Below are 24,743 nucleotides of genomic sequence, written 5' to 3'. Positions count from 1 at the left end.
AGGGATAGCCCTGTGCTGTCGCCAAAGACATCTTGTCGAGGAATGAACCGGGCGGCGGGATATCGCAACCTCCCTGGACGAGGAGGAACACTCAAATGCGTATCGCTCTTACGATTGCGATGCTTGTCCTTGCACTGCCGGCCTATGCTGCCGGTCATTCCGTTGAAATCAAGGGGATGAGATTCAGTCCGGCGAGGCTGCAAGTTGCGGTTGGGGACACCGTCACCTTTACCAATGCAGATTCCGTCCGCCATACAGCCACGGCGCTGGACCGCTCCTTCGACACCGGAAGGCTTGCGACGGGCAAGACCGCGACCGTGAAGATCACCACGGTCGGAAAGCATGATTTCAGGTGCATGATTCACCCGTCGATGAAAGGCACGATCACCGTGAAATAGCGGTCTGACGGGTCGACCGGTTTCAGCTCTTGCACCGGCGGGTTCAATCGAACCGGCCTTGCGGGACAGTGTGGAGGCGCCCGGCACGGATGGTCGAATGGTGATTGCCTTGCTGCCGGACAAACAGCCAGGCCGCGTCGAAGAGGAAGCATTTGCCAAGGGAGGGTGGAGGCCCGCTGTCAGTTGCGACTGGACCTAGGTCCGAGGATGGCCGGACCAACGTCCGGACGACGGTGAGGAAACGTCCTACGACCGGCATTCGGGAAGACAGGGAATGGTCACTCGTGTAAAAATGACAGCCAAGTCTCGAGAAGCCAGGACCGGACGGATGTCGAAGCCTGAACACCTCCCGTTGAAAGATACCCGCCTGATCATCCGTCGAATGCCCGCTGTTGCCTGGCTCCGACTGGCAGTCGTTTATGTTGCCGTTACTGCCCCCATTACCCTTGATTTTTCGTCCTCCGGCATCGGTTTGACGCCAGCCGAGGCGAGCGCCAAGAACGGGGGCGGAAATGGCGGCGGTAACGGTGGTGGCAATGGTGGAGGAAACGGAGGTGGAAACGGCGGAGGCAATGGACACGGAAGTGAATCCCGATCTTCAGGGGGAGGCGGTCGCTCCGAGGAGGCAACGGGACAGGCGCAAGAGGCAGACGAGGTCGATCCTTCACTTCCCGCCATCGGGTTTCGTCACAAGCGAGGCATAATGGAAGTGGTCGTGAACGGGCGATATATCATGAAGGATGCACGAGGCCGAACGATCGTGAACCGGCTGGCAACCACCTCGGATAGACGTCGGATCGAAGCGCTCCTGCAATAGTCGGTCAGGTTTGGCGCGCGTCGCGCAGCGCCATTGCTGCTTCAGTGCGGTTGGTGACACCGAGCTTGGTCAGGATCTGGGTCATATGGTGTTTCACGGTCTTTTCCTGAAGATCGAGTTCGATAGCCACATGCTTGTTGCTCATGCCGACGGCGACCAATTCAAGGACTTCCATTTCACGGGGTGTGAGGCTTGCGATGAGCGCGGACTTGCTGGGCATCTCGGAGCGGGCGGAAATCAGCCGCGCTGACAATGTCGGTGCGACATAGCCGTCTCCCGCTGCGACCGTGCGGATAGCCTCGGCAAGGGTGAGAGCGCCCACGCCCTTCAGGACATAGCCGACCGCGCCGCGGGCAAGCGCCGTGGTGACGTCTTCGCTCGTCTCCGAGACGGTGAGCATGACGATCCTTTGCGCGGGCGCGACGTCCAGAATAGCGGGGATTGCGTCAAGGCCGCCGTCCGGCATGGATATGTCCATCAACAGAACGTCGGGCTGCAAGTTCTCGGCGATGCGGACCGCATCCGCGCCGGAACTGCCTTCAGCAATGATCTCGAACCCGTCGATCTCCGAAAGGCTTCGTGTCACCCCCTCCCGGAAGAGTGGATGATCGTCCACGACCGCGACGCGAATCCTGGTGTCCATGGCTACTTCGTTTCCTCAATGCTCGTCGTCAAGCGCAGGACGGTGCCGGCCTTAGACGAGGTGATTTCGAATGTTCCCCCGAGACTTTCGACCCGTTCGCGCAAGCCCGCAAGCCCGAGACTGGTCGGCCGGACCTGATCCAGATCGAAACCGGGGCCGCGGTCGGCAACTTCGACGATGAGGAGTCCGCCGTCGATACGCTGGGAGACAGCCTGCCCGATGCCGCCGGCATGGCGGTAGGCGTTGTTGAGCCCCTCCTGCACGAAACGGTAGATGCAGATCTTGGCGGCAGCCGAAAGGCGTTCGGGCGGTATCGAAACCGACAAATCCACCGATGTTCCGGTTCGGATCCGATGGGCCCGGATGGCTTCGCGCAGAATGTCGGGGAGACTTGCTCCTTCAATCTGGGGCAGCACGAGGCCGCCGCAAATCGTCCGGATTTCCTGCATGGCCTCATCGAGACTGGCCTTGATCGCGACGATTTCTTTCCTGCTCGGCTCGTCCGATCCGGTCGACCTTCGCAGGGCCTCACCGTCGAGGCGGAGGGCAGCATAGGCAAGAAGCTGGGCCGGGCCATCGTGCAGATCCGCCCCGATGCGGCGAAGATATCCTTCGTTGAGCGTCGTTGCGCGTTGTGTGGCGCGCTGCACGCGGTCCCGCAGGGCTTGGTTCTGCAACAGCGAACGGGAGAGATCTTCGACGCGTTCCTTCAAATCATGACGCTGGCGTTCGATCGTCCTGCTTCCGCGCAGCACGATTGCCGACAAGAGAACGAAGAAGACGAGGGTAAAGGCTGCAACGGCGAACCACGTGTGCAACCGGGTCCGGAAAAGACTCTGCTGGAACTCGTCGGCGGCTTCGTGGAATTCGGAGACGGCCACGACCTCTCCGGACCACGGCTGCAGGACCGGGTTGTAGATCTTCAGAACAGGCAGCGTCGGCCCACTCTGGCTGGTTTCCTCGCCTGCGGGTGCGAACTGCGCGACCATCTGGCCGGAAAAGGCCGTCTTCAGCATATCGCTGAGGACGTGCCTGGTTCCGGTAATGGCCGCATCGTTTGCATAGAGGACCGTTCCATCCGATCGCCAGAGGCGGAACAGAAGAAGGCGGTTGCCGAGGGCGCCTTGCCCGAGCGTTTCATCGAGTGCGCGTGTCGTGGTCTCGTCGAGGACTTCATTGCGCTGCATGTCCGGAAGAAGCGGTGCAATTACGCTGTCGACGTAGAGTGCCGTCGTTGCCGCCGCATTGCTGGTGACGGTATCCTCAATCCGGTCCGAAACGAAAGCTCCGATCAGGACCATGGCGCATACCGAAACGGCGCCGCCGATGCTGAGGAACTGCATGGCAAGCGATTGGGAATTCCAACGAGAGAGAAGATTGCTGATGCGCACCGGGTGCTCGAGTCGAGTGCCGAAACATGCGGAAAGATGATTGTTTGAGGTTAGGGGAGCTGGCTGCGACTGGCAAGACCTCTCCCTCTTTTCCGCCCCTCCTCCCGGCGCTTCCGGACCTTTGATCGGGGAGAGCCCCGGACTTAGGTCCGAGCCGGGGTGGTATTGGACGGGGGCCGATACCATGCGGGCGCGGCGGGGATTAGTCTCTTCGGAGTAGTTCGTGCCTCCTCACGAGGAACCGAACTATGTGATCAATTCGAGGAGATACCCAATGGCTATCAACAACACGATCGTTCGGAGTGTTCTTGCACTCGGTCTGGCAGTGGCCCCTGCGGCTGCCGGCATGACGGGGTTTGCGACCACTGCCTTTGCGAAAGGCGGCAACGGTGGCGGTAACGGCGGCGGCAATGGTGGTGGCAATGGCGGGGGACATGGCGGGGATCATGGCGGCGGAAGCGGAAAATCCTCGTCCGGACACTCGGGCGAACGCGGCAAATCCATGCAGAAGGGACAGCGCACCTCCAAGGTGTCCGTCACCAAAGACGTGGCGAAAACGCCCGGCTTGCGCTCGCTCAATCGCAACTATCACGCCTACCTGAATTCGAGCGACCCGCGCATGACGGCGGTAGCTGCCTATGCAATGGCCTATGCCGAGTTCGAGGCGACCTATGGGGTCGACGCAATCCCGACCGATCCCGAGCTGAGTGACGAGGCACTGCGCGAAGCGCTTGCCGGCTTTACCAAGGACGGGGTTGTCACCGATGCGATGCTGGATGAGGCGAAATCCATCCTCGGCGTCGGTCCTGAAGTCGGAAAGATCGATCAGATCCGCGACACGCTCCCTACCGACGAAGATGAACTGGAAACAACTGAGTGACGCAAATGCGGCAACCGCGCGCTTGCGGTTGCCGCAGCCCTTCGCGCGAGCGGCGGGAGGGGGGACGAGTGTTGGGCCGATGACGCTGCCCTTGACGCGCAGGCCGAGACGAACGAAGTGCGCGTCGCCGCAACACGGACAGTCAATGTCCAACATGTTCGAAAGCTTTACTGGAATCAGGCCTCGGCCTGGCGCTTACACTCAAGCCTACGTGCGCGTGGTTAAGGCTGAGAGCTGATCGGTGTCGTAGCGGTCTCGCAGATCGGCGAGCGCTTCTGGCTCCGGCGCGCCCTGTGCGGCAAGTTTCGCGAGTTCTTCGAAGTAGTGCTCATGGCCGGGCGGTGAGACTGTCATCAACACACGGGCAGGTTTGTCGCTCACATTGGTAATGTTGTGAGGCACGCCCGGCGGGATGAACAGATAAGTTCCCCGCGTCGCGCGGACCACCTTACCGCCGACATGCCACTCACATTCGCCCTCGAGCAAGTAGAAGGTTTCCTCTTGCACTCGGTGAACATGCAGCCCCGTGGCGAACCCCGCAGGAATCGTCCAGTCGAACATGCTCGTATACTTGGTATCTTCGCCGGTGACGAGGAAGTGCATGGGATGACCACGCAGTATGACCCCGCTCTTTTCTTCGGGCATGCGGATGATGGCTTTGACGCTCATTTGTTCCTCCATCGGCCAGGTGCTCGCTTGTGCAAGGACCTTTTCAAGATCGGTGCTCGACGTGGGAAAGTCGTGAAATCGTTCCTAAAAATCTGCTAAAAGTGTCGAATGACCAGTGGGAGCGACATCTACAAGTTTGGTCCGTTCCGCCTCGATCCAATTGCGGGTATCTTGTATCGAGGGGACGAACCTACCATGCTTGGGCGTCGCGCGGTCGCGCTGATGGGTCGGCTGCTCGAAAACGCCATGACACCCGTATCGAAAGACGCGCTGGTCGAGGCGGCTTGGGGCGGACTGGCAGTCGCGGATAACAACTTGACGGTGCAGATCGCGGCCTTGCGCAGGGTGCTGGCGAAAGAGGATGCCTCAACGTGGATCGAGACGATCCCGCGGCATGGTTATCGATATGTCGGACCAGCCATTGTAGCAAATGTTCCGGACACGTCAGCCACCGACCAAGGCGCATCGGCACTGGCACTGCCGGATAAGCCCTCCATTGCGGTTCTGCCGTTCTCGAACCTGAGCGGCGATCCGGAGCAGGAGTATTTCGCCGATGGAATGGTCGACGACATCATCACCGGCCTTGCACGCATAAAGTGGCTTTTCGTCATCGCGCGCAATTCTAGTTTCGCCTACAAGGGGCGCACCGTTGACGTGAAACAGGTCGGCCGCGAGCTTGGCGTGCGTTATGTTCTGGAAGGTAGTGTGCGCAGGTCTGGCGGCAAGTTGCGGGTGATCGGGCAGATGATCGATGCGTCGACCGGAGCCCATGTATGGGCCCAGCGCTACGACCGCAGCTTCGGAGATATTTTTGCGATACAGGACGAGATCGCGCTCTCAGCGGTGGGTGCGATCGCGCCGAGCATGCGAAACGCAGAGATCGAACGCGTCAGGCGGAAACGACCTGAGAGCCTTGGTGCCTACGATCTGGCGCTCCAGGCACAGCCCGACGTTGATTCAGGGATGCCGGAACAAGTCACAAGAGCGCTGACGCTTCTTGAGCGCGCCATTGCTGTCGAGCCTGCGTACGCGCTGGCGCACGGCAATGCCGCCATGTGTCATCACTGTTTGTTTCTTCGCGCCGGCTTACGGGAAGCCAACCGTGCCGCTTCGATCCGTCATGCCCGTTTAGCGATCCTTCATGGAAAGGACGATGCGGCCGCATTGACACTTGCGGGCTTCTCCATGGGCATGGACGCGCATGACCGCGCGGCGGCTTTCACTGCACTGGAAGCCGCGCTCGCTATCAGCCCATCGTCAGCGCTGACCTACATCCTTGGCAGCGTCATTCTGGGATGGGGCGGAGACGCCGAACGGGCGATCGAATGGAGCGAACGCGGTATGCGGCTGAGTCCGTTCGACCCCTGGGCTTTCGCTGCGTTTGACGCGCAGGCGATGAGTCATTTCCTGCGCGGCCGCTATGAGGATAGCTGTCGCGCGGCCTACAAGTCCGTCCAAGCCAATCCCGCACACAGCATTACTTATGTGCAGCTGGCCGCCGCGCTGGCCAGACTTGGCCGGTTGGATGAAGCAAGGGCGGCGGCCGCGCGGGTGCTTGAGCTTCAGCCGTCTTTTCGCTTCGGTCGGCAGTTTGCTGGCGTAAACTGTGCGCAGGAGCTCGCATCAACACTCGGCGACGCCCTGCGCGACGCCGGATTGCCGGAATAGCGTCGCGGCCTGCAATGCGGCCGCAGCTGCACGGAAGGCAAGAATACTCGGCACCGGTCCACGTGTCGTCGGTTCGAACCCTCGCGTTCCGATGTGTCTACCAGCGTCTTATTCCTTGCCCGCTCGGCGTTATGTTGTTTTTCAAAAACAGTATAACGCCGGAGTCGAGCCGCCGTCGTGGTTGCGGGCCGGATCAGCGTGCTTTGTTTCGGCTCCTCGGTCGCGCCGCAGTTATTCGGGGTCGGCAATAAGCTGTTGCACAACGTGATCGGCGGCTTTGGCGTGCTCAAAGGCAATGGCGGCAATTGGCCCGATGAACCCTGCGCATCGGGTGAAATGCTTCTTCCGGTCCAATTGCTCGGAATGGACGACAGCTCGGCATCGCTCAAGGGCCATCGTGATGCCGCGGAGCAGGCGGCGGCCCGACGGTGCTTCCTCGGATCAGCAGTTCATCTCTCTGGCGGAAAGGGAGATCCTGTGGGAACGTCAGACAGTTGCTGTTGCGACCTGCATTGTGCAAAACGAATGTGAAGGCGATTTTGCAAACCCTTCGTTGAAAGGTGCAGAGGCTTTTGGCACTGTGGCTTGCCGCGCAAGCCGGAAAAGCTATTCGAATCAGACACGGAAGGGGTGTTGATTGCTGATGAAGACAAGCATCGCCCACCTGCCGCCGGTCAAACAGCGCGAACTTGGCCGTGTGGTCGAGATCATTCTCGAGGAGTTCGAGGATGCGCTGAAGGGAGCCGTCTCCGAGGCGAAGAAGCGCGGACGCGTGCTGAAAATCATTCTGTTCGGTTCCTATGCCCGCGGCACGTTCGTCGACGAGCCGCATACCCGGAAAGGATACCGATCGGATTTCGATCTTCTTGTCATCGTGAACAATCGCAAGTTCACCGACTTTGCCGCCTACTGGAACAAGGCAGCGGATCGGCTGATGCGGGATCCGGGGATCAGTACGCCGGTCAGCTTCATCGTCCATTCGCGCAGGGAGGTGAATAGCTACCTGAAAGAGGGACAGTATTTCTTCTCGGATATCCGCAAGGAAGGCATCGTTCTTTATGAGCTTGACGACGAGCCGCTCGCCGAACCGAAGCCTCTGAAGCCCGCTGACCGTTTGCGGGTGGCGAGGGAGCATTTCGGCGAGCGATCATTATTATCGGCGACCTTCTTGAAAGGTGCTCAATTCTATCTTAGCGAAGGGCACGTACGCGTGGCTGCTTTCGAATTGCACCAGTCACTTGAACAAGCCTATTCCTGCGTTCTCCTGACGCTCACCAATTACGGCCCACCATCACACAACATCAAGTTCCTCCGCTCACTTGCTGAGGATCAGGACCAGCGTCTGGCGGACGCGTTCCCACGCGATCAGCACCGGGAGCGAGCCTGGTTCAACACGATCAATGAGGCTTATGTGAAGGCGCGCTACTCAAAGCATTTCGAGATCAGCGAGGAAGCGCTTGCGTGGCTTTTGGAGCGAACGGCGGTTTTGCTCGAACTGGTCCAAGGTGTCTGTTCTGAACATTTGGAACGCTTGGAGCGGGACGCCAGGTAGCCAGCCTTCGCCGACTTTCTGAGAAGTCCAGCCGCTCCCTGGTCCTTTTGACGATGATCCAACCTGCTCCGGCCGGAGCAAATGAGAGCGACAAGGCAATCTTATCATTCATTTTATGTCGAGGACGGGCGGTGCGGTTTGGCGTCCAAACTCCGGATAAAAGCGCTCCGCGCCGATTCAAGCCAGCCAGGGATCGACGACAATTACACCGGTTCCTTCGAAGTCCTTCACGTTGCGTGTAACGACCGTCAGGTTACGAACCAGGGCCGTGGCGGCGATCAGCGCATCGGCTTCATTGCGTCGGTCGGGAACGTGTAAATGCGCGCAACGGGTGGCGACGGCGTCGTCGATCGGCAAGATACGCCCGGAAAACTCGGGCCGGACGCGATCGTCAAGCCATGAGCGCAGACGCGCACCTTGTCTCGCGTCCCGACGCTGCACACCAAGCACGCCCCGTTCCAGCTCGAGAATGGTAATCGCCGAGATGTAGAACCGGATCGCATCCTCCGCTTCGATCCAGGCCAGAACGTTGGGATCAGCCTTGCCGTCTCCGATCTTGCGAAGCTCGGAGACGACATTGGTATCCAGGAGGAAAGTCAAGACAGGTCAACCTCGCGAGGTCTGATGGTGATCCGTGTGGGCGCAAACTCGATGTCGGACAGACCCGGCATGGAAAGGGCAGCAGTAAGGCTGCGACGCGTTCCGGAAAGGCGCTCGAACTCCTCATAGGTCATCAGGACGTGCGAGGGCCTGCCGCGATCCGTGATGATCACGGGTCCGCTCTGTGCCGCCTTCTTGGCGCTGCTGACATCATGGTTGAGCTCGCGGCTCGAAAGCGTTGTGACGGTCATCGCACACTCCGATGTAGGTATGTCACTACATATAGCACATTTGCCGGCCACGACAAGTTTCGGGGGACGAAATATCCGAGGCGGCAGGATGGAGGCGGGGTGGTCCATGGAGCGCGGTCGAGCCGTTTCGGTAAAGTAGAGGCGGGCATCAGCGCGAAGCTGCCTCACCGGACGCTTACCATCCACTCATCATGGATGTCGTCGGTCCAGCGTGCCTCGACGAGGTCGTCGAAGGCGCCCTGGATTAGGACGTTGCGCAGATGAAAGGGATAGAGGGCGCAGGCGTCGTAGACCGCGACGGGCGGTTTAGAGGCCATGGGTTTGGATCAGGTCCTCGGTGTCCTCGGCAAGCGCGTCCACCGCGGTCTGCCGGGTGTCGAGCCTGGATTTCAGCGCGAGCACGTCTTTCAAGAGGGCGCGGCGGTGTTTGCCCACATAGCGGAATGGCAGATCTCCCCGATCCATGCGCAGGACGACGAGTGGTCGCGAGATGCCAAGGATGGCCGAGGCTTCGGTCGGGCTCAGTTCCTGATCTTCGGTCAGTACGGCGACGCGTTCGCCGCGCAGCATATGCGCCAGAAGCGCTTCGACAGCCGCGGTGGCCGATGGCGGTATCGAGAGCGTCTGTTTCCTGCCACCTTCGTGACGAACGTGAAGTTCCAGCTTGTCGCCCGCAGCCAACTTCGGCAAGGGCGAGGCTGTCTTGCGGTCACGATCCGACAATCCGACGAAATGAACGATCTGGCTGGCCATGGCGATGTCTCCTTGATCGCCAATATAGTGCGCATCATCCGTAACTGCAATAACTGAAACCTTGATGAGCTGACACGTCTGGGGTGCCCGGGTCGCTAGGTCCCCCTGCCTCAATGATGTCGGCAATTTCCCAAAGGTGGTCCACAGGATCGCCGCTCCGTAGCGACCTTCAATTGAAGGCAGCTTGATATTGCGTTGCGATCAGCGAAGCATGGGCTTCGAGTGGGGGCCGGAGCTCGAATGCACGGGCTTCGCGGGAAAAGTCGAACAGACGTACCAGGCTCCATTCATTGCGCCGGGCATTCGAAACCTCGAGCTCGTTCCTTGAGATGTAAAAGGGCGTACGCTCCCACCCGTTTGTCGTCTTGACTTCGAGGAGCGAGCCGCCCCATTCGGGGCGAAACTGGCAATATCATAACCGGCGCCGTCACCGTCCTCCTGAGATACCCAACGGACTTTCGCGGCAAGATCTCTTCGACCTGAGGCTTGAAGATGGGCGCCTTCATGATGGAAAACGCGCTCTTCACCGGCCTTTCCAAGGGCGCGGTTTCTCTCATCCTTTCCCGCCACATCAAATCTGCGCGCGATTGCTTCGACCTGTGACAACTCGGACGGAGGTGGGGCATTCTGCAACGTCGGCGGCACACCGAAGAACAAGGGCGGCGCCTCAGCAAAATCTTGGACCAACCTGGCCGCGCCTGTTGCCTCGAACGAGGGGTTCTTCGCAAGCCGCCTCGAAATGGCCTCCGCCAGCGTCATCTGAAAGTTGAAGCGAGGCTGATACCCAATGATATACGGCAGTCCGAAGCCGACCAAGGCAGCCGAGATATTGCAGTTCTTGAACTCGATCGAACCCTTGGACCGGCCGAGCATCTGCTGAAGGCCTCTGTTGTTCATCGCCTTATTGTAGGTTCGACCAGCCAGATCATCTTTCAGCTGCTCAGGAGTTCGGATCTTTAGGCGCGGTGCGGGATCTCGTTATGCAAGTATCTGCAATCCGTGCTTCTGAACGAGCGACAGGAGCTTGAGCGCCGGCCCGCTCGGCCGCTTGGCCCCGGTTTCCCATTTCTGAACCGTCGATGGGCTCGTGTTGAGATAACAGGCAAAGACTGGCTGGCTGACATGGCTGCTCTCGCGCAGCGCCTTGATTTCGCCGGGCGTCAGTTCCTGCGGAACGACGAGGCAGTTCTCATCGAAGGTCCGCATCGTTTCCTTGTCGATGGTCCCAGCCGCGAACATGCCCTCGACCGCACTATGGATCGCCTCGAAGGCGTCGCTCTTGAACTTCCGTTTGGTCGCCATGGTCTATCTCCAACAGTGCGCGGGTCTCGATTTCCGCTTCCAGGTCGGGGTTCGTCTTTCGACGGTAAAGATCGGCGAGTCTCCGGAATGCCAGAAGCTCGTCATCTTCGATGTTCGCCCGGCCTGACCGAGGGCACCTGATGGATTGCCTTTGCCAGGGCATTGTCGGAGATCCGCGCCTTCTTCGCCGCCTTGGCGAACCACGCTGTCTTGAACACTCGTTCTGTCATTGGACTATATGGCACCAAGTGCTATATCCATCAAGGTTTGAAGGGAACGCTATGCTGCCTCCCATACCTGATTCAGAATTCGGGCCGCAAGGGCGGCCTTGTCCTGAGGCAGGAAGCGGCCGTAGTACTGCTGCACCACGTCGGGCGTGTCCTGGATCGCGTAGCTTGCCTGTTCGTAGGATCCGGTCTGCTTGAGGATATGGGTCGCCAGAATATCCCGAAGGTTGTGCGGGCCGTGCGGCAGCAGGCCGTTGATGGCGCCGCGACCGGTATAGGGATTATAGATCCCATAACGCTGGATCACAGTCCGCCATGCCTCGTAGAATTTGGCGGAGTCGTATGCTGCATCCAGGCTGGTCGTCTTCACGGTCTTGACGAACAGCGTGCCGGGATCCTTTGCTGGGCCGAGCGGGATACCGCGATCACGATCGATGTACGCTTCGAGGTATGTGTAGAGATCGAGCAGGTCCGGCAGGATCAGCCTAAACGGCTTTTGCCCGAAGAAGGATGAACCGGAATTCTTGAAGGCAACCGACGGGATGAGCACCTCCCATCCGCCTTCCCGATCGCTCCAGCGGAGCTCGCCGCATTTCATGTCTTCCAGCCGTCGCTCGGAGGTCGGGAAGTGGCCACGAGGGCAGACGCGAAGCTGGCGGAGATTCTTCTGCCGGAGACCCAGAAGCAGTCCGAGCCGAAGCAGCAGGAAGCATCGCACAGCCTCCGCGGCCGCCCGAGGGTAGCGATCTTCGTCCGGCATGCGCTTCACGATCTCGTCGGTGATTTTGCGATACTCCGCCAGTGGGCTGTCTGCCTCCAGGATGCACATGATCGGCTCAAAGGGATCACGGTGCACACGCATCACGCGCTGGATTTCCTTGGAGCGATTGGCGGCATGCCGATGGAAGGCGTCGCAAGCGCCGTGCCAGTCGCGGGATGCGAATTCGATCTCTTCCGGCGTGATCAGGCCTTCGATCGGCCTGACAGTGTTCAGAAGTTCCCGATGCTGGCGGACCCAGCCAACCTCCGAGCGCGTAAGGGCCTGTGCGACCGTCAACATGTCTTCTTCCCACTTGGTGTAGAAGCCACGTCGCTGCTCCCGCCATTGCAGATACCAGTCCAGACGCCCGGAAAGATCAGGAGGCCGAAGGTCAACTGGCTGAGCGGGATGCCGCGTCCCTTGACGGGCCCGGTTGGCGAGGCGGCCAAAGCCCCGAACATCAGACCGAGATGCTCGATCTTCTGCGACGCGGTCTCCTCGCCCAAACCGTGGCCGATAACCGCAGTATACAAGGATCGCGCCGATCAGGTAAAATCGTAAACCCCGTTGGTCGATGGTCCTTCTGATCGCGCGCTTGACGATGCTCTTTGGAGACCTGCTGTCTCTGCCGGCGGCGATGCGCTTCAATCCATGCAAGCCGGAAAAGCGATCATGGGCGGTGTTGGCAGCGCGGTCTTCAGAGCATCCTGGCGGCCTTGCCACTTCGCCGGGCCGCACTGTTATAGTAGCTCGACGCCTGCTGGGCCGATCGATGCCGCGACTGCTCCATCGCCTCGGGCAGGGGAATGCCGCGGTTGGCCGCTTCGGTGAGATAGCCGGAGCGAAGCCCGTGCGCCGAAAACTCCCGCGAATCCAGCCCAGCGTCTGTCGTCCGCTGCTTAACGATGTCGTTGACCGCCTTCGGATCGAGCGCCTGACGAGAGACGTTTCCCCAGCGGTCGATCGCCCGAAACACACTGCCGCCGCCGATATTTGCCGCCGCCAGCCAGGCGTTCAGCGCCTCGACCGGGCGTCCAGTCAGATAGACGACTTCGTCCTGGCTGGCGCCGGAATTCTTGGTACGGCCGAGATGGATCGACAGGGAGGGGAGGGGGACACCCTCCTCACCCTCGACAGGCGGCTCGATCGTCAGCTGCTCTTTGCGCAGGCCGGCCACCTCGCTGCGTCGGCGGCCGCCAGAAGCGAAGGCGACCATTAGGATCGCCCGGTCGCGGACGTCGCGTAGGTTGTCGCCGCCGCAGGTCGCCAGCAGTTTCGCCAGCACGTCGCCGGTGATTGCCTTGGCGCTCTTGCGCTTTCGCGGCCGCGGCACGGCGCGGACGGCCAGCCGGACGGCAGATTTCAAGGCAGGGGAGGCGAAGGCGCCGTCGAGGCGGCGCCATTTCGTCAGCGTCGACCAGCTGGCGAGACGCCGGCGCACGGTATCCGGTGCATGAGGACCGGTCGATCTCAGAAAGCCCTGGTCGCGAAGTCCTTGCTGGACATTGGCTGGCATGCCGTGGTCCGGATCGGTGTCTCGCTTTTTCGTGTCCCACAGATGGTGGGCGACGAATTTCAGGAGCAGCGCCTCGGGTGCCGGCCAGGGGAGGGGGCTTCCCGTTGCAGCGTATGACCAGGCTTCGAGATAGGCGAGATCGGATGTCAGTGCCCGCAGCGTGTTGGCGCCCATGCCCTGGTTGACCAGATGCCGCAGCGTTTCCACGTCTTGGTCGGTGAGGATCTCGGCAAGTTTGTCGCGCCGCTCCATCGGCAGCACGGCGGCGATCGTGTCCAGCGCCGCCACCCGTGCCGAGATCGGCGCTGGAAGATCAATGCTCATTCGCAGATGGTCCGAAGAGGGCAACGCCTTCTGCGCGTGCCGCTTCCGCCAATCGGCGGTCAAGCGTGGCAAGAGGCAGTTGCTCCAGCAGCGCGATGGCGAGATAGGCGGCGTCGTAGGAGCTCAGACGATATTTTCGCGACAGGCGCACCACCTCGGTGTCGTCGCCGGGACCGACAAGTTGCAACGGCAGTCCGCGAAACCGCGCCAGTGCGGAATGAACAAAATCGTCCGAAATCCGGCCGCGCTTTTCCGCGCTCAACAGAATGCTGCGGATCTCGTGGCGCAGCAGATCGGGTGCCACCGCGTCGTCTTCAGCCAGGCGCGCCATTGCTTCCTCGGCGAGTGCGTTTTCCTCGTCCGGCAATAGCCAGGCGCCGGCGACCGAGGCATCGACGATGAAGGCCATCAGCGACGGCCTTCCTGCTTCCAGTCCTGGACTTCTTGGCTGGTGACGGGCTTGGCTTGGGCGCGCAGCGCCCGCACCGCTTCGATCGCCGCCAGGCGCTGACGACGCTCGTCAATGGCGACCAGACGGGCGATGGGATCGTTGCCACGGGCGATGACGATGTCCTCGCCGGCCTCGACCCGCGCCAACAGCTCGGACAGATGGGTTTTGGCCTCGGCGACCTTGACTGTGACGGTCATGGCAATTCCTCTTTAAAGAACATCTTCAGCGCAGGATAGACGTGACGGCAGGGTTGGTCAATGGGTGGACTATCTCACTTCCGATAATGGTTACTTATCGGTGGTGAGGCCTCGTCTCGGCATCATCATGCTGTGACGGACTCTATTTATCATGTAGCGTCCGTTTAGCAAATCATTTACCATGTTTTCAATGCGTTACGATTTATCGAATTTGCCCATCGCAAGCCTGCTGCGACCGATTTCGGACGCCGCATCCGTTCTGTCGCGCCTCGACGAGCGGATCGCCCGCTCGCCGGTCGGCGTGGGCTGGATCGAACGCATGCACTTCACTGATGCCTGTGCCTCGCTGTGGATCGATGGCGAGCTCGTCCATCTCGAAGACGTGGTGCTGCACGATGCCAGCCATGACATCCGCACCCCGACCCATGAACTGACCATCGCCCGCGACGTCCTGCGCACCCGCCGGCGGATCGCGGCGCAGCCGCCCGGCTGGGCGCTCACCCCGGACGGTCTCCGCAGCCTGCGCGGGCAGGCGTGGCCTGCACCAATGCTTGGCGTCGACCGCACCGTAGCGACCACCGGCACGGAGCTGGACGCTGGTCCAGTCGGAGGAGGGGAGGGGGAAGAGGCCGAAGGCGGCACAAGCGCCCTCGACGCTGAGTTTGCCGCCATCGACGTGGTGCTGGCCCGATCAGAGGCTGCGATCGCGGAAGCGAGGACGCCGGGCCGGGTCGGCGCCCGCGAAAAGGATCCGCTGGTCTACGATCTCGACTGGGACGAGGACGCGCGGCTGGACGAATGGCGCGTCGTGCTGGCCGAGACCGAGCGAATACCACCGGTGCTGCGCGCCGCGCTGTTGCTCGATGCCTGGAACGAGCTGCAGGTTCTGCAGCACGCGCCCTGGCTGGGTCGGCTGTTGGCCGGCGCTGTATTGCAAGAAGAAGGACTCACGTCGGCGGCCCATCTGGCCACCATCAATCTCGGCTTAAAATCCATCCCCGTCGAGCGCCGCCGGCATCGCGCTCGCGACACTCGCCTGCTGGCGATCGTCCATGGACTCATTGCGGCGGCTGAGCTTGGATTGAAGGAGCATGATCGGCTGGCGCTCGCTCGGCAGATGTTGGAGCGGCGCCTGGTCGGCCGGCGATCGTCCTCCAATCTGCCGGGCCTGATCGAGCTGGTGATGACCCGGCCGCTGGTCTCGGCCGGCATGGTGGCCGAGATACTCAAGGTGACGCCGCGGGCGGCGCTCAGGATCGTCGAGGCGCTGGGCTTGAGGGAGATGACCGGGAGGGGGAGGCTTCGGGCGTGGGGAATATTGTAGTCATCTTGCAGAACGTGGCTTTCATTGGCAACCGGGTAAAGAACCTGTGATTTCCAGCGAACCAATGTGCCCCCGTGGGCGGATGTCTGCGGCTGAACGATTTGCCAATCTGCAAGGCATCCTCGAAAAGGTCCGCCAAGAGCGGGGAAGCAAGCAGGCCCTAATCTCTGGGGTTGTTTCAAAAGTCACTAAAGACGCGGAAACGTTGCAAGTATATACTTCGACGGGAATCAAAATCGGTCGCGGGGCGTTACTTTCTAACAACTGATACGACGTGGTCGTTCAAGTAGCGAAAGTAGAGTGTTTTCGTCGGCGCTATTGGGGAGGCGTGGCGTGGCGCTGTACGGAGAGTGGTGCGACACCACGAAAGAAAAGAACGAGCGCAAGGAGTATTGGTGCCTCGTCGAAAAGGCAGGTGGGCGCGACGCAATTCGTGAATCACTCGCGGAGACCGTCCGATCTCACTACGACCGCCTTGATCGGATAGCCGATGACGTCGCGCGTCTCGGGTATGCCGGCGCCGCAGAAATTCTCCGCGCAGAGCTTCCGCAAACGGATAGGGGCCGATCCGGCGATCTCGGCGAGATCCTTGCGACTGAGCTGGTCGAGGAGGAAATCGGTCTCCGCGTTCCTGTGCGCCGGCTTCGTTACAAGGACGGTCGCAATATGGCGATGCGGGGCGACGACTTCATTGGTGCTGGCTATGGCGGTGACGGTGACGATCGGGGCCTTTGGCTGCTAAAGGGCGAAGCCAAGAGCAACAGGGTGCTGGGGAGAGCAACCGTCACTGCGGCGCGGAAGGTTCTCAACCGCGATAGTGGCCGCTGCACGCCAGACTCGCTCCTATTTGTCGCAAATCGCCTGTTGGAGAGCACCGACGACGACGATGTCGCGCTGGGCCGCGCAATTCGCGACGAAGTAGGCCTCAAGGCGCTGCGGCCTGGCCGCATCAATCACATGCTGTTCACGATGTCGGGTAACGCGCCTCCTGCCGCCTTGAAAGAGGACCTCGACGCGGCAAGCACCAATCGAGATCAGTTTGTGGTGAACCTCCGCATTGAGGATCACCAGGACTTCATCAGGGAGATGTACGAAGAGGCGGAAGACCTTGGAGACGATTGACGAACTGCGGATCTTTCTGACCGCCGCGACCCAGGAAGGAATCTTGCGTCGGTTGCTTTACCGAGGCGCCGCTTGGTCGTTGATGCGGACCGATGGCGTGTTGCCGGCTGACGCGCCCGCGCTCGGCGCGACGATCGAAGTGGACTTGGCCGAGCACGGCTTTGCGCTGCTACGTGGCGCGATGGCGCTTCGCACCGGTGAAGGCGCATCGCCGCTAACCAGCAAGGCTTTCGAGCGAGCAGCCAATGCGTTCGAAGCCCTTATCCGCAACGGCGACCCCGAAGCGCCGGATCGTGGATTTCGCAGGACAATCGCGGCGGCCGCCTATCATCTCGCCGGCTATTCGGCAGTTGCGTACTCCCTGTTCAACGAGGTTCCCGGCGACCTCAACGTCGCACCCGGCGAGACCGCGGTCATGTTGCTCATCCTGCGCGACCTTGATCGGCTTCGCGCCTATGTCCGCGACTGGCTGAATGACGAAACGCATGGCGATGCGCAGATGTCGGCCGAGCTGCGCGGCGAGGAAGCCGATCGCGATGAGGTGCTGGCAACCATTCTCAACACCACGATCTGCCGCGCCTTGGCGCACTTCGAGTTCGCACTTGCCACCGGCGATGACGAGCCGCTGCAGACGGCCCGCAACCTCTTGGCCACGGCCGTCAGCCTAGCGGATAATGCCGAGAACGTGCCGCTCTGGTGGATTTCGAACCTCTGCCGTCATTTGATCGATGATCTGTGGGCACACTCGCTGCACCAGAATCTGCCGATCGATCCGCCGGACGGGGCTGAGGAGCGCTACCCGGAGCTTCGGCAGCTCTTCATCGGCTCCTTGTTCGCCCGCAAGAATTCCGAGGTTGAGTTATGGCCGTCTCAGCGTGAAGCGGCGCGTCGGTCGACGGACATAACCGACGATCTCGTCGTGGCGCTTCCGACCAGCGCCGGAAAGACGCGCGTCGCCGAGATCGCCGCGCTGATGACGCTATCCGCAGCGCGTCGCGTCCTGATCGTCACGCCGCTGCGCGCGCTGTCGGCGCAGACCGAGCGCTCGTTCCGGAAGACGTTCGCTCCTCTGGGGTTCAGCGTTTCGTCGCTCTACGGTGCAAGCGGATTGTCGGCCGGTGACGAGGATGCGCTCCGGTCGCGCGAGATCATCATCGCGACACCGGAGAAACTAGACTTCGCGCTTCGCAGCGATTCGAGCTTGATCGACGACGTCGGCCTCATTGTTCTCGACGAGGGGCACATGATCGGCCCGAGCGAGCGCGAGATTCGCTATGAGATGCTGGTTCAGCGGTTGCTACGGCGCGGCGATGCCGCCGATCGGCGGATCGTTTGCCTGTCCGCTATCCTTCCAAGTGGCGATGAGCTGGATGATCTGACCGCTTGGATACGCTCGGACCAACCCGGGGAGCCGGTGCGATCAGATTGGCGGCCGACGCGCCAGCGTTTCGGAATGCTGAAATGGCGCGGGCGTGATGCCCGCCTGACGCTCGATCTCACGGCGAACGGACCATTTATTGATCGATTTGTGGTCCAGAAGCCGCCGCTGGGCCGGGAGAAGAAGCCGTACCCGCGCGAGGCCGGGCATCTCACCCTGTTCGCGGCGTGGGAGTTTGCGGGTCAAGGCAAGCGGACCCTGATCTTCTCCACGCAGGCCAATTGGGTCGAGGGCTATGGCAAGCGTGTGGTTGACCTGTGCCGACGCGGATATCTGGAGCCGCTTCTCGACGACGAGGGCCCGATTGCAAGGGCGCTGGAGGTCGGGAAGGAATGGCTCGGCGAGGGCCATCCCGCCGTGGCCAGCCTGAAGCTCGGCGTCGCCATCCATCACGGTCGCCTGCCAAGCCCGTTTCTGAGGGAGCTGGAGATCCTGCTGTCGGAGGGTGTGCTGAAGGTCATCGTCGCATCTCCGACCTTGTCGCAAGGCCTCAACCTCAATGCCGCGGTTCTGCTTGTGCCTGCGCTTTACCGCTCGGGCGCGCTGATCACTGGGGAAGAGTTCGCAAATGTCGCCGGACGAGCAGGCCGAGCGTTCGTCGACGTCGAGGGTCTGATCGTCCACGTCATGCTCGACCGAGTAGACTGGCGCAGCGGCGAGTGGCGGCAACTGGTCGCCTCGTCGAAGGCGCGGACATTGCAGAGCGGGCTGATCCAGATCGTGGCCGAGATCCTTGAGCGCCTGACGCGCGAAGGCATTCTCGCGCGGGCTGATGCCTGGGAATACCTGGCGAATTCAAGGGACGGCTGGAAATCGGAGGCGGAGGAAGCTGCGGTTGCGGCCGAGCTGGCCGATCCTGGCGCTGACGAGGATGATGAAGATGAAGACGAAGAAGGTGATGGTGGCGGGGACGAAGAGGAGAACATCGAGGAAGAACCGCTGTCTCAACTCGTCGAGCGTCTTGATGCGACCGTCTTCGGTTTGATCGAAGCTCTCGACGCTGATCGAGCGGATCTGCCGCGGCTGCTGGATGAAGCGCTCCAGGGGTCGCTTTGGGCGCGCCAGATTGCCCGCGAAGGCGAAGCGACAGTGGCGCAGCACCGAAGGGTTTTCGAAGCCCGAGCCAATTTGATCTGGAGCGTCACCACGCCACACGCGCGCAGGGGGCATTTCGCTATGGGCGTCGGGCTTGAGGCCGGCCTGGCCATCGACACCATGGCTGACGAGTTGGGAGCGCTCGTCGATCGAGCCGACGCGGCGTCGCTGCCGGGTGATGTCGACGAACTTTCGGACGCGCTCGCCGGCCTCGCCGAGCGGCTGCTCGTCATGCGTCCGTTCATCCCCGACAAAAGGAATGCGCTCCCAGCAGATTGGCGAAGGATTCTCAGCCAATGGGTTTCGGGTGCGGAGGTGACCGAGATCGGTCCCGACAATATGCGCGTTGTCGAAGAGGCGTTCACCTATCGGCTTGTCTGGGCGCTCGAGGCGATCCGCACGCGTCGTCTCTCGCTCGGGTGGGCGCCAGACATTATTCCCGGCGGCGGAGCGGCAGCTTTGGAGACGGGCGTGCCGCGCTTCATGATGTCGATGCTGATCCGCGCCGGTCTACCGTCGCGCCGGGCTGCGATAGCCGCCATCGATAGCACCGAGCCGGTCTTTGTCACGCCAGCCGAGATGCGAGCTTGGCTGGAGTCCGACGAAGTCACCGCCTTCACCGATCTCGGCGATTGGCCGACGCCGGATACTGCGGCGTTATGGGCGCGATTCAGAACTGAAGCCCTGAGCGGCGGCATTCAAAAATGGAATGTCGAGCCCAACAAGCGCCTGCTCGATGTGCCAGCTGGCGCGCGGGCGCCCGGGCCGGGTCTGTATCGGATCATCACAGATGCCGGCGACGGTCAGACCTGGCTCGCAACACCGGACTATCGACGGCTGTTCGCGTTCAAGAAATCTGCTGTCGATCCGAAGCCCAGCTTGTTCTCGGGTCGGGTTCCGGGCCGGACGACGTTGGTCGACGTGCTGCGAATTGGACGAGGCAAGATGCGATGGCCACGCGCCGACGCTTAGCCAACGACTAAGCGACTGCCGCTGTCGGTCAAAGACAAGTATAACGCGTAAGCGACCTGCGGGTAATGATACCGCAGACAGGGATTGGGGGCGCTGGCAGTGCATATTGAGTTCTTAGAGATCGCCAATTTCAGGAAGTTATTGTCGACGCGGGTCGACCTTTCTAACACGACTACACTTTTCGTGGGAGCAAACAACAGCGGCAAGACGTCGGCGATGCTTGCACTACGACGATTCTTGTCGCCGCGCCGCTGTCCGTTCGAGATGCATGATTTCACGTTGTGCCATTGGCCCACGATTATCGCCTTGGGCGACGCATGGATAGCTGCCCGGAACGCGGAGGAGATCGTCGACCTAGTCGTTGATCCCTGGGTTAGCGCATTGCCGACTCTGGACCTGTGGCTGCACGTCGAAGCGGGGGAGATGCACCACGTTCGTGACCTCATCCCGACCTTGGATTGGGAAGGGGGAAGACTCGGCGTCCGGCTGCGCTACGAGCCGAAGGACCTTGCGCTATTGTACAAGGAGTTCATGGGTGCGGTGAGCGATGCGGAGACGATGCTGGCGGCAGCCATCGCGGCCGCCGCGGCGGATAATCCCGACGCTGATCCACCTGCTACTCCGCCCAAGCTGACGATCTGGCCCGAAAGTCTGATCGATTTCCTGAGCAAGCGTTTGTCGACGCACTTCACCATTCGTGCCTATTCGCTGGATCCAGGTCAGCTCGTCGCTCCTGCAAAATCTCTGGCGCGGGCGCAGGCCCTTCCGGTCGGATCTCGGCCGATCGAAGGTGACCCGCTGAGCGGCTTGATCCGTGTTCATGACATACCGGCGCAGAGGGGCTTCGGTGAGGAGCAGCAGGTCGCGGAGAATGATGATGCCCCTGTGTCGGCAAGCGGCAGTCGGCTGTCCGATCAGCTCAGAAGCTATTACGCCAAACACCTCGACCCGACGAAGGGCCCTGATCCGAAAGACCTCGGCGCGTTGCAGGCGATAGAAGCCGCCCAGGACGCTTTTGACAAGCGGCTGACCGAGAGTTTCAAGGCGGCGTTCACCGAGGTCGAGGGTATGGGATATCCTGGCGTGACCGATCCACGTCCGCGCGTCTCGACGCGCTTGAAAGCTATCGACGGTCTCAACCACAATGCGGCGATCAGCTTCGAGGTAGACGTCATTGCCGAGGACGGCGTGACGACGCCCGTGTTGCGGTTACCCGAGGCAAATAACGGCCTCGGCTATCAGAACCTGATCTCGATGATATTCCGGTTGATGAGCTTTCGTGACGCCTGGATGCGTGTCGGGAAGGCGTCAACCGGCGCGACGGTGACCACGACCGAGCCGCTCCATCTCGTCCTGGTCGAGGAACCGGAAGCGCATTTGCACGCGCAGGTCCAGCAAGTCTTCATCAAGAAGGCTTATGCGGTGCTGCGCGCGCACGAGGACCTCGGCGACAGCCAAAAGCTGCGCACCCAGTTGGTTGTTAGCACCCATTCGAGCCATGTCGCGCACGAGACGTCGTTCTCGTGCCTGCGCTATTTCCGGCGACTGCCCGCGGGTATGGCCGCGAAAGTGCCGGTCTCCACTGTTATCAATCTGTCGGAGGTTTTTGGCCCGGGCAGTGAGACCGAGCGTTTCGTGACCCGATACCTTCGGGCCCAGCACGCGGATCTGTTCTTCGCCGACGCGGCCATTTTGGTGGAGGGACCGGCCGAACGCATGCTCGTCCCGAATTTCATCCGTGCGCACTACGACGAGCTCAACCAGTGCTACATCACCCTGCTTGAGATCGGAGGAAGCCACGCGCATCGTCTCAAGCCTTTGATTGATCACCTCGGCTTGCTGACCCTGATCATCACCGACCTAGATACGCTGGATAAAACGGGCGGTGCCTCCGTCCAACCCGCGAAAGGCGCCGGTCAGAAAACCAATAATGCGACGTTGAAGACATGGGTGCCAAAGCTCGACGACGTCGATGAGCTGATGCGAGCTGATGGCGCGACGAAGACGCTGCATGAAGACGACGACCCGCTATTTGCTGTGCGTGCCGCGTATCAGATCCCAATGGGTCTGACGTCCCCGGGTATTATCGGGCCGGAGGTCGCATATCCGTATACGTTTGAGGACGCGCTCGCGTTCGACAACCTCAGCTTCTTCGCCGAACTGGATGGGACCGGCCTGGTCCGCAAGTTTCGCGACGCGATCGCTGATGGTGGCGGGGCGGCCGCGATCGGCGGGAAAATGTACCTCGCTCTCAAGAACGGCAAGAAGGCTGAGTTTGCGCTCGACGTGATGGAGGTTGAGAATTTCGACACGATCGTCGTGCCGCGCTACATCGCCGAGGGACTTGAATGGCTACTCGCGCAGCTCAAGAAAAAGCAGGTAGAGATCCTGCCTCTGGCCAAAGAGGCGCCGCCAGAGGAGGAGGTCGAGGCTAACCCGCCGGTCGAAGAGCATGCCGTCGCCGAAATCGAGGGGGCTGACGCATGAGCGCGGTCGACGACAAATTCGATTCCGAAGCCGATGAAACGATCCTCGCCTGCCTGAACATCGAGAAGCCGAGGAGCTTCTTTCTGTATGCCGGCGCCGGATCGGGCAAGACGCGGTCGCTCGTCGAGGCGATCCGGACGGTGTGTAAGGAGCAGGGCAGGCGATTGTCGCTATCCGGTCAGAAAATCGGGGTGATTACCTACACCAATGCCGCCTGCGACGAGATCAAGCAACGGCTCGAGTTCGATCCTCGCGTAGAGGTGTCGACCATTCACGCGTTCGCGTGGTCGCTCATTGCCGGCTACGACGGTGACATTCGAGGGTGGCTTTCGACACGGCTCCTAGCAGATATCGCAGACCTGGAAGAAGCACAGGCGAAGGGTCGGGCAAATAGCAAAGCCGCGTCGGACCGCGCTCGCTCGATAGAAAGCAAGCGGCGGCGTCGCGAGAACCTCGCCGAAATTACGCGATTCGTTTACAGCCCGACGGGCGACAACCGCACGAGGGACTCTCTGAGCCACGCAGAGGTTATCGCCATGACCGCCGATTTTCTCGGCGCGAAGCCTGGTTTACGCCGGCTGCTGGTGACCCGCTTCCCCATTCTGCTTATCGACGAGAGCCAGGACACGAGCCGGAGGCTCATGGACGCGCTGCTCGATGTCGAGGCGGGATACCGGGAAGCCTTTTGCCTGGGGCTCTTCGGCGATACGATGCAGCGCATTTACGCCGACGGTAAGGAGCGTTTAGCGGAGGCGATCCCGCAGGCCTGGGCTAGACCGAGGAAGCGGATGAACCATCGTTGTCCCAGACGAGTCATCACGCTCATCAATAAAATTAGACGAGATGAGGATGGCGAGGAACAGCAGCCGCGGAGCGATGCGGAGCAGGGCGTTGCTCGGCTGTTCGTCGTCTCGCAGGCGATCGCCGACAAGAGCGCAGCCGAGGCCGCCGTAGCTGCACGGATGGCGGAGATCACGGGCGATCCGAGTTGGGCGGAGGGAGCCGAAGCGATCAAGACGCTGGCGCTGGAGCACCTGATGTCCGCGCGCCGCTTTGGCTTCGAACAATTCTTCGAGCCTCTGTACGCGGTCGAGCGCATCCGCACGAGCTTTCTGCAGGGGACAGGCGCGGGCATCGGACTTTTCACACGCGAGATATTGCCGCTGGTCGCGGCCCTGCGTGCGGGAGATCGATTTACCGTCGCGGCGGCCGTTCGTCGCACATCGCCACTCCTCGAGCGCAAAGCGCTTGAAGCTGCCGGCGAGAAGCAGGTCGAGATTCTCAGCAAGGTCAAGGCTGCCAGCGATGGGCTGCTGGCCTTGGTGAATGCGGATGAGAAGCCGACTGCGCGTTCGGTCTTGCGCTATGTCGCCGAAACGAACCTCTTCACCATCCCCGAGGTGTTGGCCCCGTTTTCCGTCGCCGATGCCATTGTCCCGGAAGGCGATGCTCATGCGGCCGGTGACGCCGGCGACCAGGAAGAGGAAGTCGACGTCAAAAGCGAGTTGGGTGGTTGGCGGCTGGCGCTTGAGGCGCCCTTCGACCAAATCGAGCGATATGATCGCTACGTTCGTGGTGTATCGCAGTTCGACACGCACCAGGGGGTGAAGGGGCTGGAATTTCCTAGGGTAATGGTAGTCGTTAGCGATGATGAAGCGCGTGGCTTCATGTTCGCCTATGACAAGCTTTTCGCAACGAAGGCGAAGAGCAAGGCGGATATTGAGAATGAAGCGGCCGGAAAGGAAACGACCATCGATCGGACTCGGCGACTGTTTTATGTGACCTGCAGCCGCGCCGAGCAAAGCCTTGCCGTTGTGTACTACGCTTCGGATCCAACGCTGGCACGCGACGCGATGATACGGCAGGAGTGGTTCGAACCTGACGAGATAGAACTGATCGCCTAAAG

20 protein-coding genes and 5 pseudogenes are annotated in these 24,743 nt (G+C 61.2%); 11 read left to right on the top strand and 14 right to left on the bottom strand.

Annotated features, from left to right (window positions below):
• Nucleotides 1-95: 95 nt before the first annotated feature.
• Nucleotides 96-398 (top strand): cupredoxin domain-containing protein, encoded by a 303-nt coding sequence (locus tag H4I97_RS19075; RefSeq protein ID WP_182308437.1) that lies wholly within the window; start codon nt 96-98, stop codon nt 396-398.
• Between the two features lie 328 nt (nt 399-726).
• The gene (locus H4I97_RS19070) at nt 727-1,215 is read left to right on the top strand and encodes a hypothetical protein (protein WP_182308436.1); all 489 of its coding nucleotides are present in this window, start codon (nt 727-729) and stop codon (nt 1,213-1,215) included.
• Nucleotides 1,216-1,219: 4 nt separating this feature from the next.
• On the opposite strand, the gene H4I97_RS19065 is transcribed toward H4I97_RS19070, so the two are convergent.
• Both H4I97_RS19065 and H4I97_RS19060 read right to left on the bottom strand, forming a co-directional pair.
• The gene (locus tag H4I97_RS19065) at nt 1,220-1,858 is read right to left on the bottom strand and encodes a response regulator (RefSeq protein WP_182308435.1); all 639 of its coding nucleotides are present in this window, start codon (nt 1,856-1,858) and stop codon (nt 1,220-1,222) included.
• Nucleotides 1,859-1,860: 2 nt separating this feature from the next.
• A complete protein-coding gene (locus H4I97_RS19060; protein ID WP_182308989.1) occupies nt 1,861-3,201 on the bottom strand; it encodes a sensor histidine kinase in 1,341 nt (446 codons plus the stop codon).
• A 322-nt stretch (nt 3,202-3,523) separates the two neighbouring features.
• On the opposite strand from H4I97_RS19060, the gene H4I97_RS19055 reads away from it, so the two are divergent.
• Complete coding sequence (locus H4I97_RS19055; protein ID WP_182308434.1) at nt 3,524-4,129, top strand: hypothetical protein; 606 nt, start codon at nt 3,524-3,526, stop codon at nt 4,127-4,129.
• Between the two features lie 207 nt (nt 4,130-4,336).
• Here H4I97_RS19055 and H4I97_RS19050 read toward each other — a convergent pair whose 3' ends face one another.
• On the bottom strand, nt 4,337-4,798 hold the full coding sequence (locus H4I97_RS19050) for a cupin domain-containing protein (RefSeq protein ID WP_182308433.1): 462 nt from the start codon (nt 4,796-4,798) through the stop codon (nt 4,337-4,339).
• Nucleotides 4,799-4,906: 108 nt separating this feature from the next.
• Between H4I97_RS19050 and H4I97_RS19045 the strand changes: the two genes are divergently transcribed.
• The 3 genes and pseudogenes from H4I97_RS19045 to H4I97_RS19035 all read left to right on the top strand — a co-directional run bounded on the left by H4I97_RS19045 (nt 4,907) and on the right by H4I97_RS19035 (nt 8,018).
• Nucleotides 4,907-6,466, top strand: coding sequence for a winged helix-turn-helix domain-containing protein (locus tag H4I97_RS19045; protein WP_182308432.1), 1,560 nt, complete (start codon nt 4,907-4,909; stop codon nt 6,464-6,466).
• 168 nt (nt 6,467-6,634) lie between these two features.
• Nucleotides 6,635-6,769, top strand: a pseudogene (locus H4I97_RS24610) (putative inorganic carbon transporter subunit DabA); the annotation flags it as partial.
• 340 nt (nt 6,770-7,109) lie between these two features.
• Entirely contained in the window at nt 7,110-8,018 is a 909-nt protein-coding gene (locus H4I97_RS19035; RefSeq protein WP_182308988.1) for a nucleotidyltransferase and HEPN domain-containing protein, read from the top strand.
• 177 nt (nt 8,019-8,195) lie between these two features.
• On the opposite strand, the gene H4I97_RS19030 is transcribed toward H4I97_RS19035, so the two are convergent.
• The 11 genes and pseudogenes from H4I97_RS19030 to H4I97_RS18980 all read right to left on the bottom strand — a co-directional run bounded on the left by H4I97_RS19030 (nt 8,196) and on the right by H4I97_RS18980 (nt 14,399).
• Entirely contained in the window at nt 8,196-8,618 is a 423-nt protein-coding gene (locus H4I97_RS19030) for a type II toxin-antitoxin system VapC family toxin (RefSeq protein ID WP_182308430.1), read from the bottom strand.
• Nucleotides 8,615-8,869, bottom strand: a complete 255-nt coding sequence (locus H4I97_RS19025) for a type II toxin-antitoxin system prevent-host-death family antitoxin (protein WP_182308429.1) — start codon at nt 8,867-8,869, stop codon at nt 8,615-8,617. The genes H4I97_RS19030 and H4I97_RS19025 overlap by 4 nt, the downstream gene beginning before the upstream one ends.
• Nucleotides 8,870-9,048: 179 nt before the next feature.
• Nucleotides 9,049-9,186, bottom strand: a pseudogene (locus tag H4I97_RS19020) (PIN domain-containing protein); the annotation flags it as partial.
• Nucleotides 9,176-9,622 (bottom strand): helix-turn-helix domain-containing protein, encoded by a 447-nt coding sequence (locus tag H4I97_RS19015; RefSeq protein ID WP_182308427.1) that lies wholly within the window; start codon nt 9,620-9,622, stop codon nt 9,176-9,178. The pseudogene H4I97_RS19020 and the gene H4I97_RS19015, both read right to left, overlap by 11 nt.
• Nucleotides 9,623-9,791: 169 nt before the next feature.
• Nucleotides 9,792-10,576: pseudogene (locus tag H4I97_RS19010) on the bottom strand (protein NO VEIN domain-containing protein).
• A gap of 24 nt (nt 10,577-10,600) precedes the next feature.
• A complete protein-coding gene (locus H4I97_RS19005) occupies nt 10,601-10,924 on the bottom strand; it encodes a helix-turn-helix domain-containing protein (protein ID WP_182308426.1) in 324 nt (107 codons plus the stop codon).
• Nucleotides 10,875-11,154: pseudogene (locus tag H4I97_RS19000) on the bottom strand (type II toxin-antitoxin system RelE/ParE family toxin). Before H4I97_RS19000 ends, H4I97_RS19005 begins: the two are co-directional and overlap by 50 nt.
• 49 nt (nt 11,155-11,203) lie before the next feature.
• Nucleotides 11,204-12,414, bottom strand: a pseudogene (locus tag H4I97_RS18995) (hypothetical protein); the annotation flags it as partial.
• A 194-nt stretch (nt 12,415-12,608) separates the two neighbouring features.
• Nucleotides 12,609-13,751, bottom strand: coding sequence for a tyrosine-type recombinase/integrase (locus tag H4I97_RS18990; protein WP_182308425.1), 1,143 nt, complete (start codon nt 13,749-13,751; stop codon nt 12,609-12,611).
• Nucleotides 13,741-14,160 carry a type II toxin-antitoxin system VapC family toxin gene (locus tag H4I97_RS18985; RefSeq protein ID WP_182308424.1) on the bottom strand — a complete coding sequence of 140 codons (420 nt, stop codon included), beginning with the start codon at nt 14,158-14,160 and terminating at the stop codon, nt 13,741-13,743. The genes H4I97_RS18990 and H4I97_RS18985 overlap by 11 nt, the downstream gene beginning before the upstream one ends.
• Entirely contained in the window at nt 14,160-14,399 is a 240-nt protein-coding gene (locus tag H4I97_RS18980) for a type II toxin-antitoxin system Phd/YefM family antitoxin (RefSeq protein ID WP_182308423.1), read from the bottom strand. The genes H4I97_RS18985 and H4I97_RS18980 overlap by 1 nt, the downstream gene beginning before the upstream one ends.
• A 181-nt stretch (nt 14,400-14,580) precedes the next feature.
• On the opposite strand from H4I97_RS18980, the gene H4I97_RS18975 reads away from it, so the two are divergent.
• The 5 genes from H4I97_RS18975 to H4I97_RS18955 all read left to right on the top strand — a co-directional run bounded on the left by H4I97_RS18975 (nt 14,581) and on the right by H4I97_RS18955 (nt 24,741).
• Nucleotides 14,581-15,723: an RHE_PE00001 family protein gene (locus H4I97_RS18975; RefSeq protein WP_182308422.1), complete on the top strand. Its 1,143-nt coding sequence runs from the start codon at nt 14,581-14,583 to the stop codon at nt 15,721-15,723.
• A gap of 333 nt (nt 15,724-16,056) precedes the next feature.
• Nucleotides 16,057-16,845: a Hachiman antiphage defense system protein HamA gene (locus H4I97_RS18970; RefSeq protein WP_182308421.1), complete on the top strand. Its 789-nt coding sequence runs from the start codon at nt 16,057-16,059 to the stop codon at nt 16,843-16,845.
• Nucleotides 16,832-20,350, top strand: coding sequence for a DEAD/DEAH box helicase (locus H4I97_RS18965; RefSeq protein ID WP_182308420.1), 3,519 nt, complete (start codon nt 16,832-16,834; stop codon nt 20,348-20,350). Before H4I97_RS18970 ends, H4I97_RS18965 begins: the two co-directional genes overlap by 14 nt.
• Nucleotides 20,351-20,449: 99 nt before the next feature.
• A complete protein-coding gene (locus tag H4I97_RS18960; RefSeq protein WP_182308419.1) occupies nt 20,450-22,837 on the top strand; it encodes an AAA family ATPase in 2,388 nt (795 codons plus the stop codon).
• The gene (locus H4I97_RS18955) at nt 22,834-24,741 is read left to right on the top strand and encodes a UvrD-helicase domain-containing protein (protein ID WP_182308418.1); all 1,908 of its coding nucleotides are present in this window, start codon (nt 22,834-22,836) and stop codon (nt 24,739-24,741) included. Before H4I97_RS18960 ends, H4I97_RS18955 begins: the two co-directional genes overlap by 4 nt.
• The last annotated feature ends 2 nt before the right edge of the window (nt 24,742-24,743 follow it).

The organism is Ciceribacter thiooxidans (genome assembly GCF_014126615.1).
Lineage (GTDB): Bacteria > Pseudomonadota > Alphaproteobacteria > Rhizobiales > Rhizobiaceae > Allorhizobium > Allorhizobium thiooxidans.
Note: the sequence above shows the minus strand (reverse complement) of the source record. Positions and strands in the feature narration are given on the sequence as shown.

Excerpts from the sequence above, each read along its gene's own strand:
- H4I97_RS18980 (WP_182308423.1), bottom strand. The coding sequence starts at position 14,399 with ATGACCGTCACAGTCAAGGTCGCCGAGGCCAAAACCCATCTGTCCGAG.
- H4I97_RS19075 (WP_182308437.1), top strand. The coding sequence starts at position 96 with ATGCGTATCGCTCTTACGATTGCGATGCTTGTCCTTGCACTGCCGGCC.
- H4I97_RS18975 (WP_182308422.1), top strand. The coding sequence starts at position 14,581 with ATGTTTTCAATGCGTTACGATTTATCGAATTTGCCCATCGCAAGCCTG.
- H4I97_RS19065 (WP_182308435.1), bottom strand. The coding sequence starts at position 1,858 with ATGGACACCAGGATTCGCGTCGCGGTCGTGGACGATCATCCACTCTTC.
- H4I97_RS18990 (WP_182308425.1), bottom strand. The coding sequence starts at position 13,751 with ATGAGCATTGATCTTCCAGCGCCGATCTCGGCACGGGTGGCGGCGCTG.
- H4I97_RS19045 (WP_182308432.1), top strand. The coding sequence starts at position 4,907 with ATGACCAGTGGGAGCGACATCTACAAGTTTGGTCCGTTCCGCCTCGAT.
- H4I97_RS19005 (WP_182308426.1), bottom strand. The coding sequence starts at position 10,924 with ATGGCGACCAAACGGAAGTTCAAGAGCGACGCCTTCGAGGCGATCCAT.
- H4I97_RS19035 (WP_182308988.1), top strand. The coding sequence starts at position 7,110 with ATGAAGACAAGCATCGCCCACCTGCCGCCGGTCAAACAGCGCGAACTT.
- H4I97_RS19055 (WP_182308434.1), top strand. The coding sequence starts at position 3,524 with ATGGCTATCAACAACACGATCGTTCGGAGTGTTCTTGCACTCGGTCTG.
- H4I97_RS19015 (WP_182308427.1), bottom strand. The coding sequence starts at position 9,622 with ATGGCCAGCCAGATCGTTCATTTCGTCGGATTGTCGGATCGTGACCGC.
- H4I97_RS18955 (WP_182308418.1), top strand. The coding sequence starts at position 22,834 with ATGAGCGCGGTCGACGACAAATTCGATTCCGAAGCCGATGAAACGATC.
- H4I97_RS19060 (WP_182308989.1), bottom strand. The coding sequence starts at position 3,201 with ATGCAGTTCCTCAGCATCGGCGGCGCCGTTTCGGTATGCGCCATGGTC.
- H4I97_RS19070 (WP_182308436.1), top strand. The coding sequence starts at position 727 with ATGTCGAAGCCTGAACACCTCCCGTTGAAAGATACCCGCCTGATCATC.
- H4I97_RS18985 (WP_182308424.1), bottom strand. The coding sequence starts at position 14,160 with ATGGCCTTCATCGTCGATGCCTCGGTCGCCGGCGCCTGGCTATTGCCG.
- H4I97_RS19050 (WP_182308433.1), bottom strand. The coding sequence starts at position 4,798 with ATGAGCGTCAAAGCCATCATCCGCATGCCCGAAGAAAAGAGCGGGGTC.
- H4I97_RS19025 (WP_182308429.1), bottom strand. The coding sequence starts at position 8,869 with ATGACCGTCACAACGCTTTCGAGCCGCGAGCTCAACCATGATGTCAGC.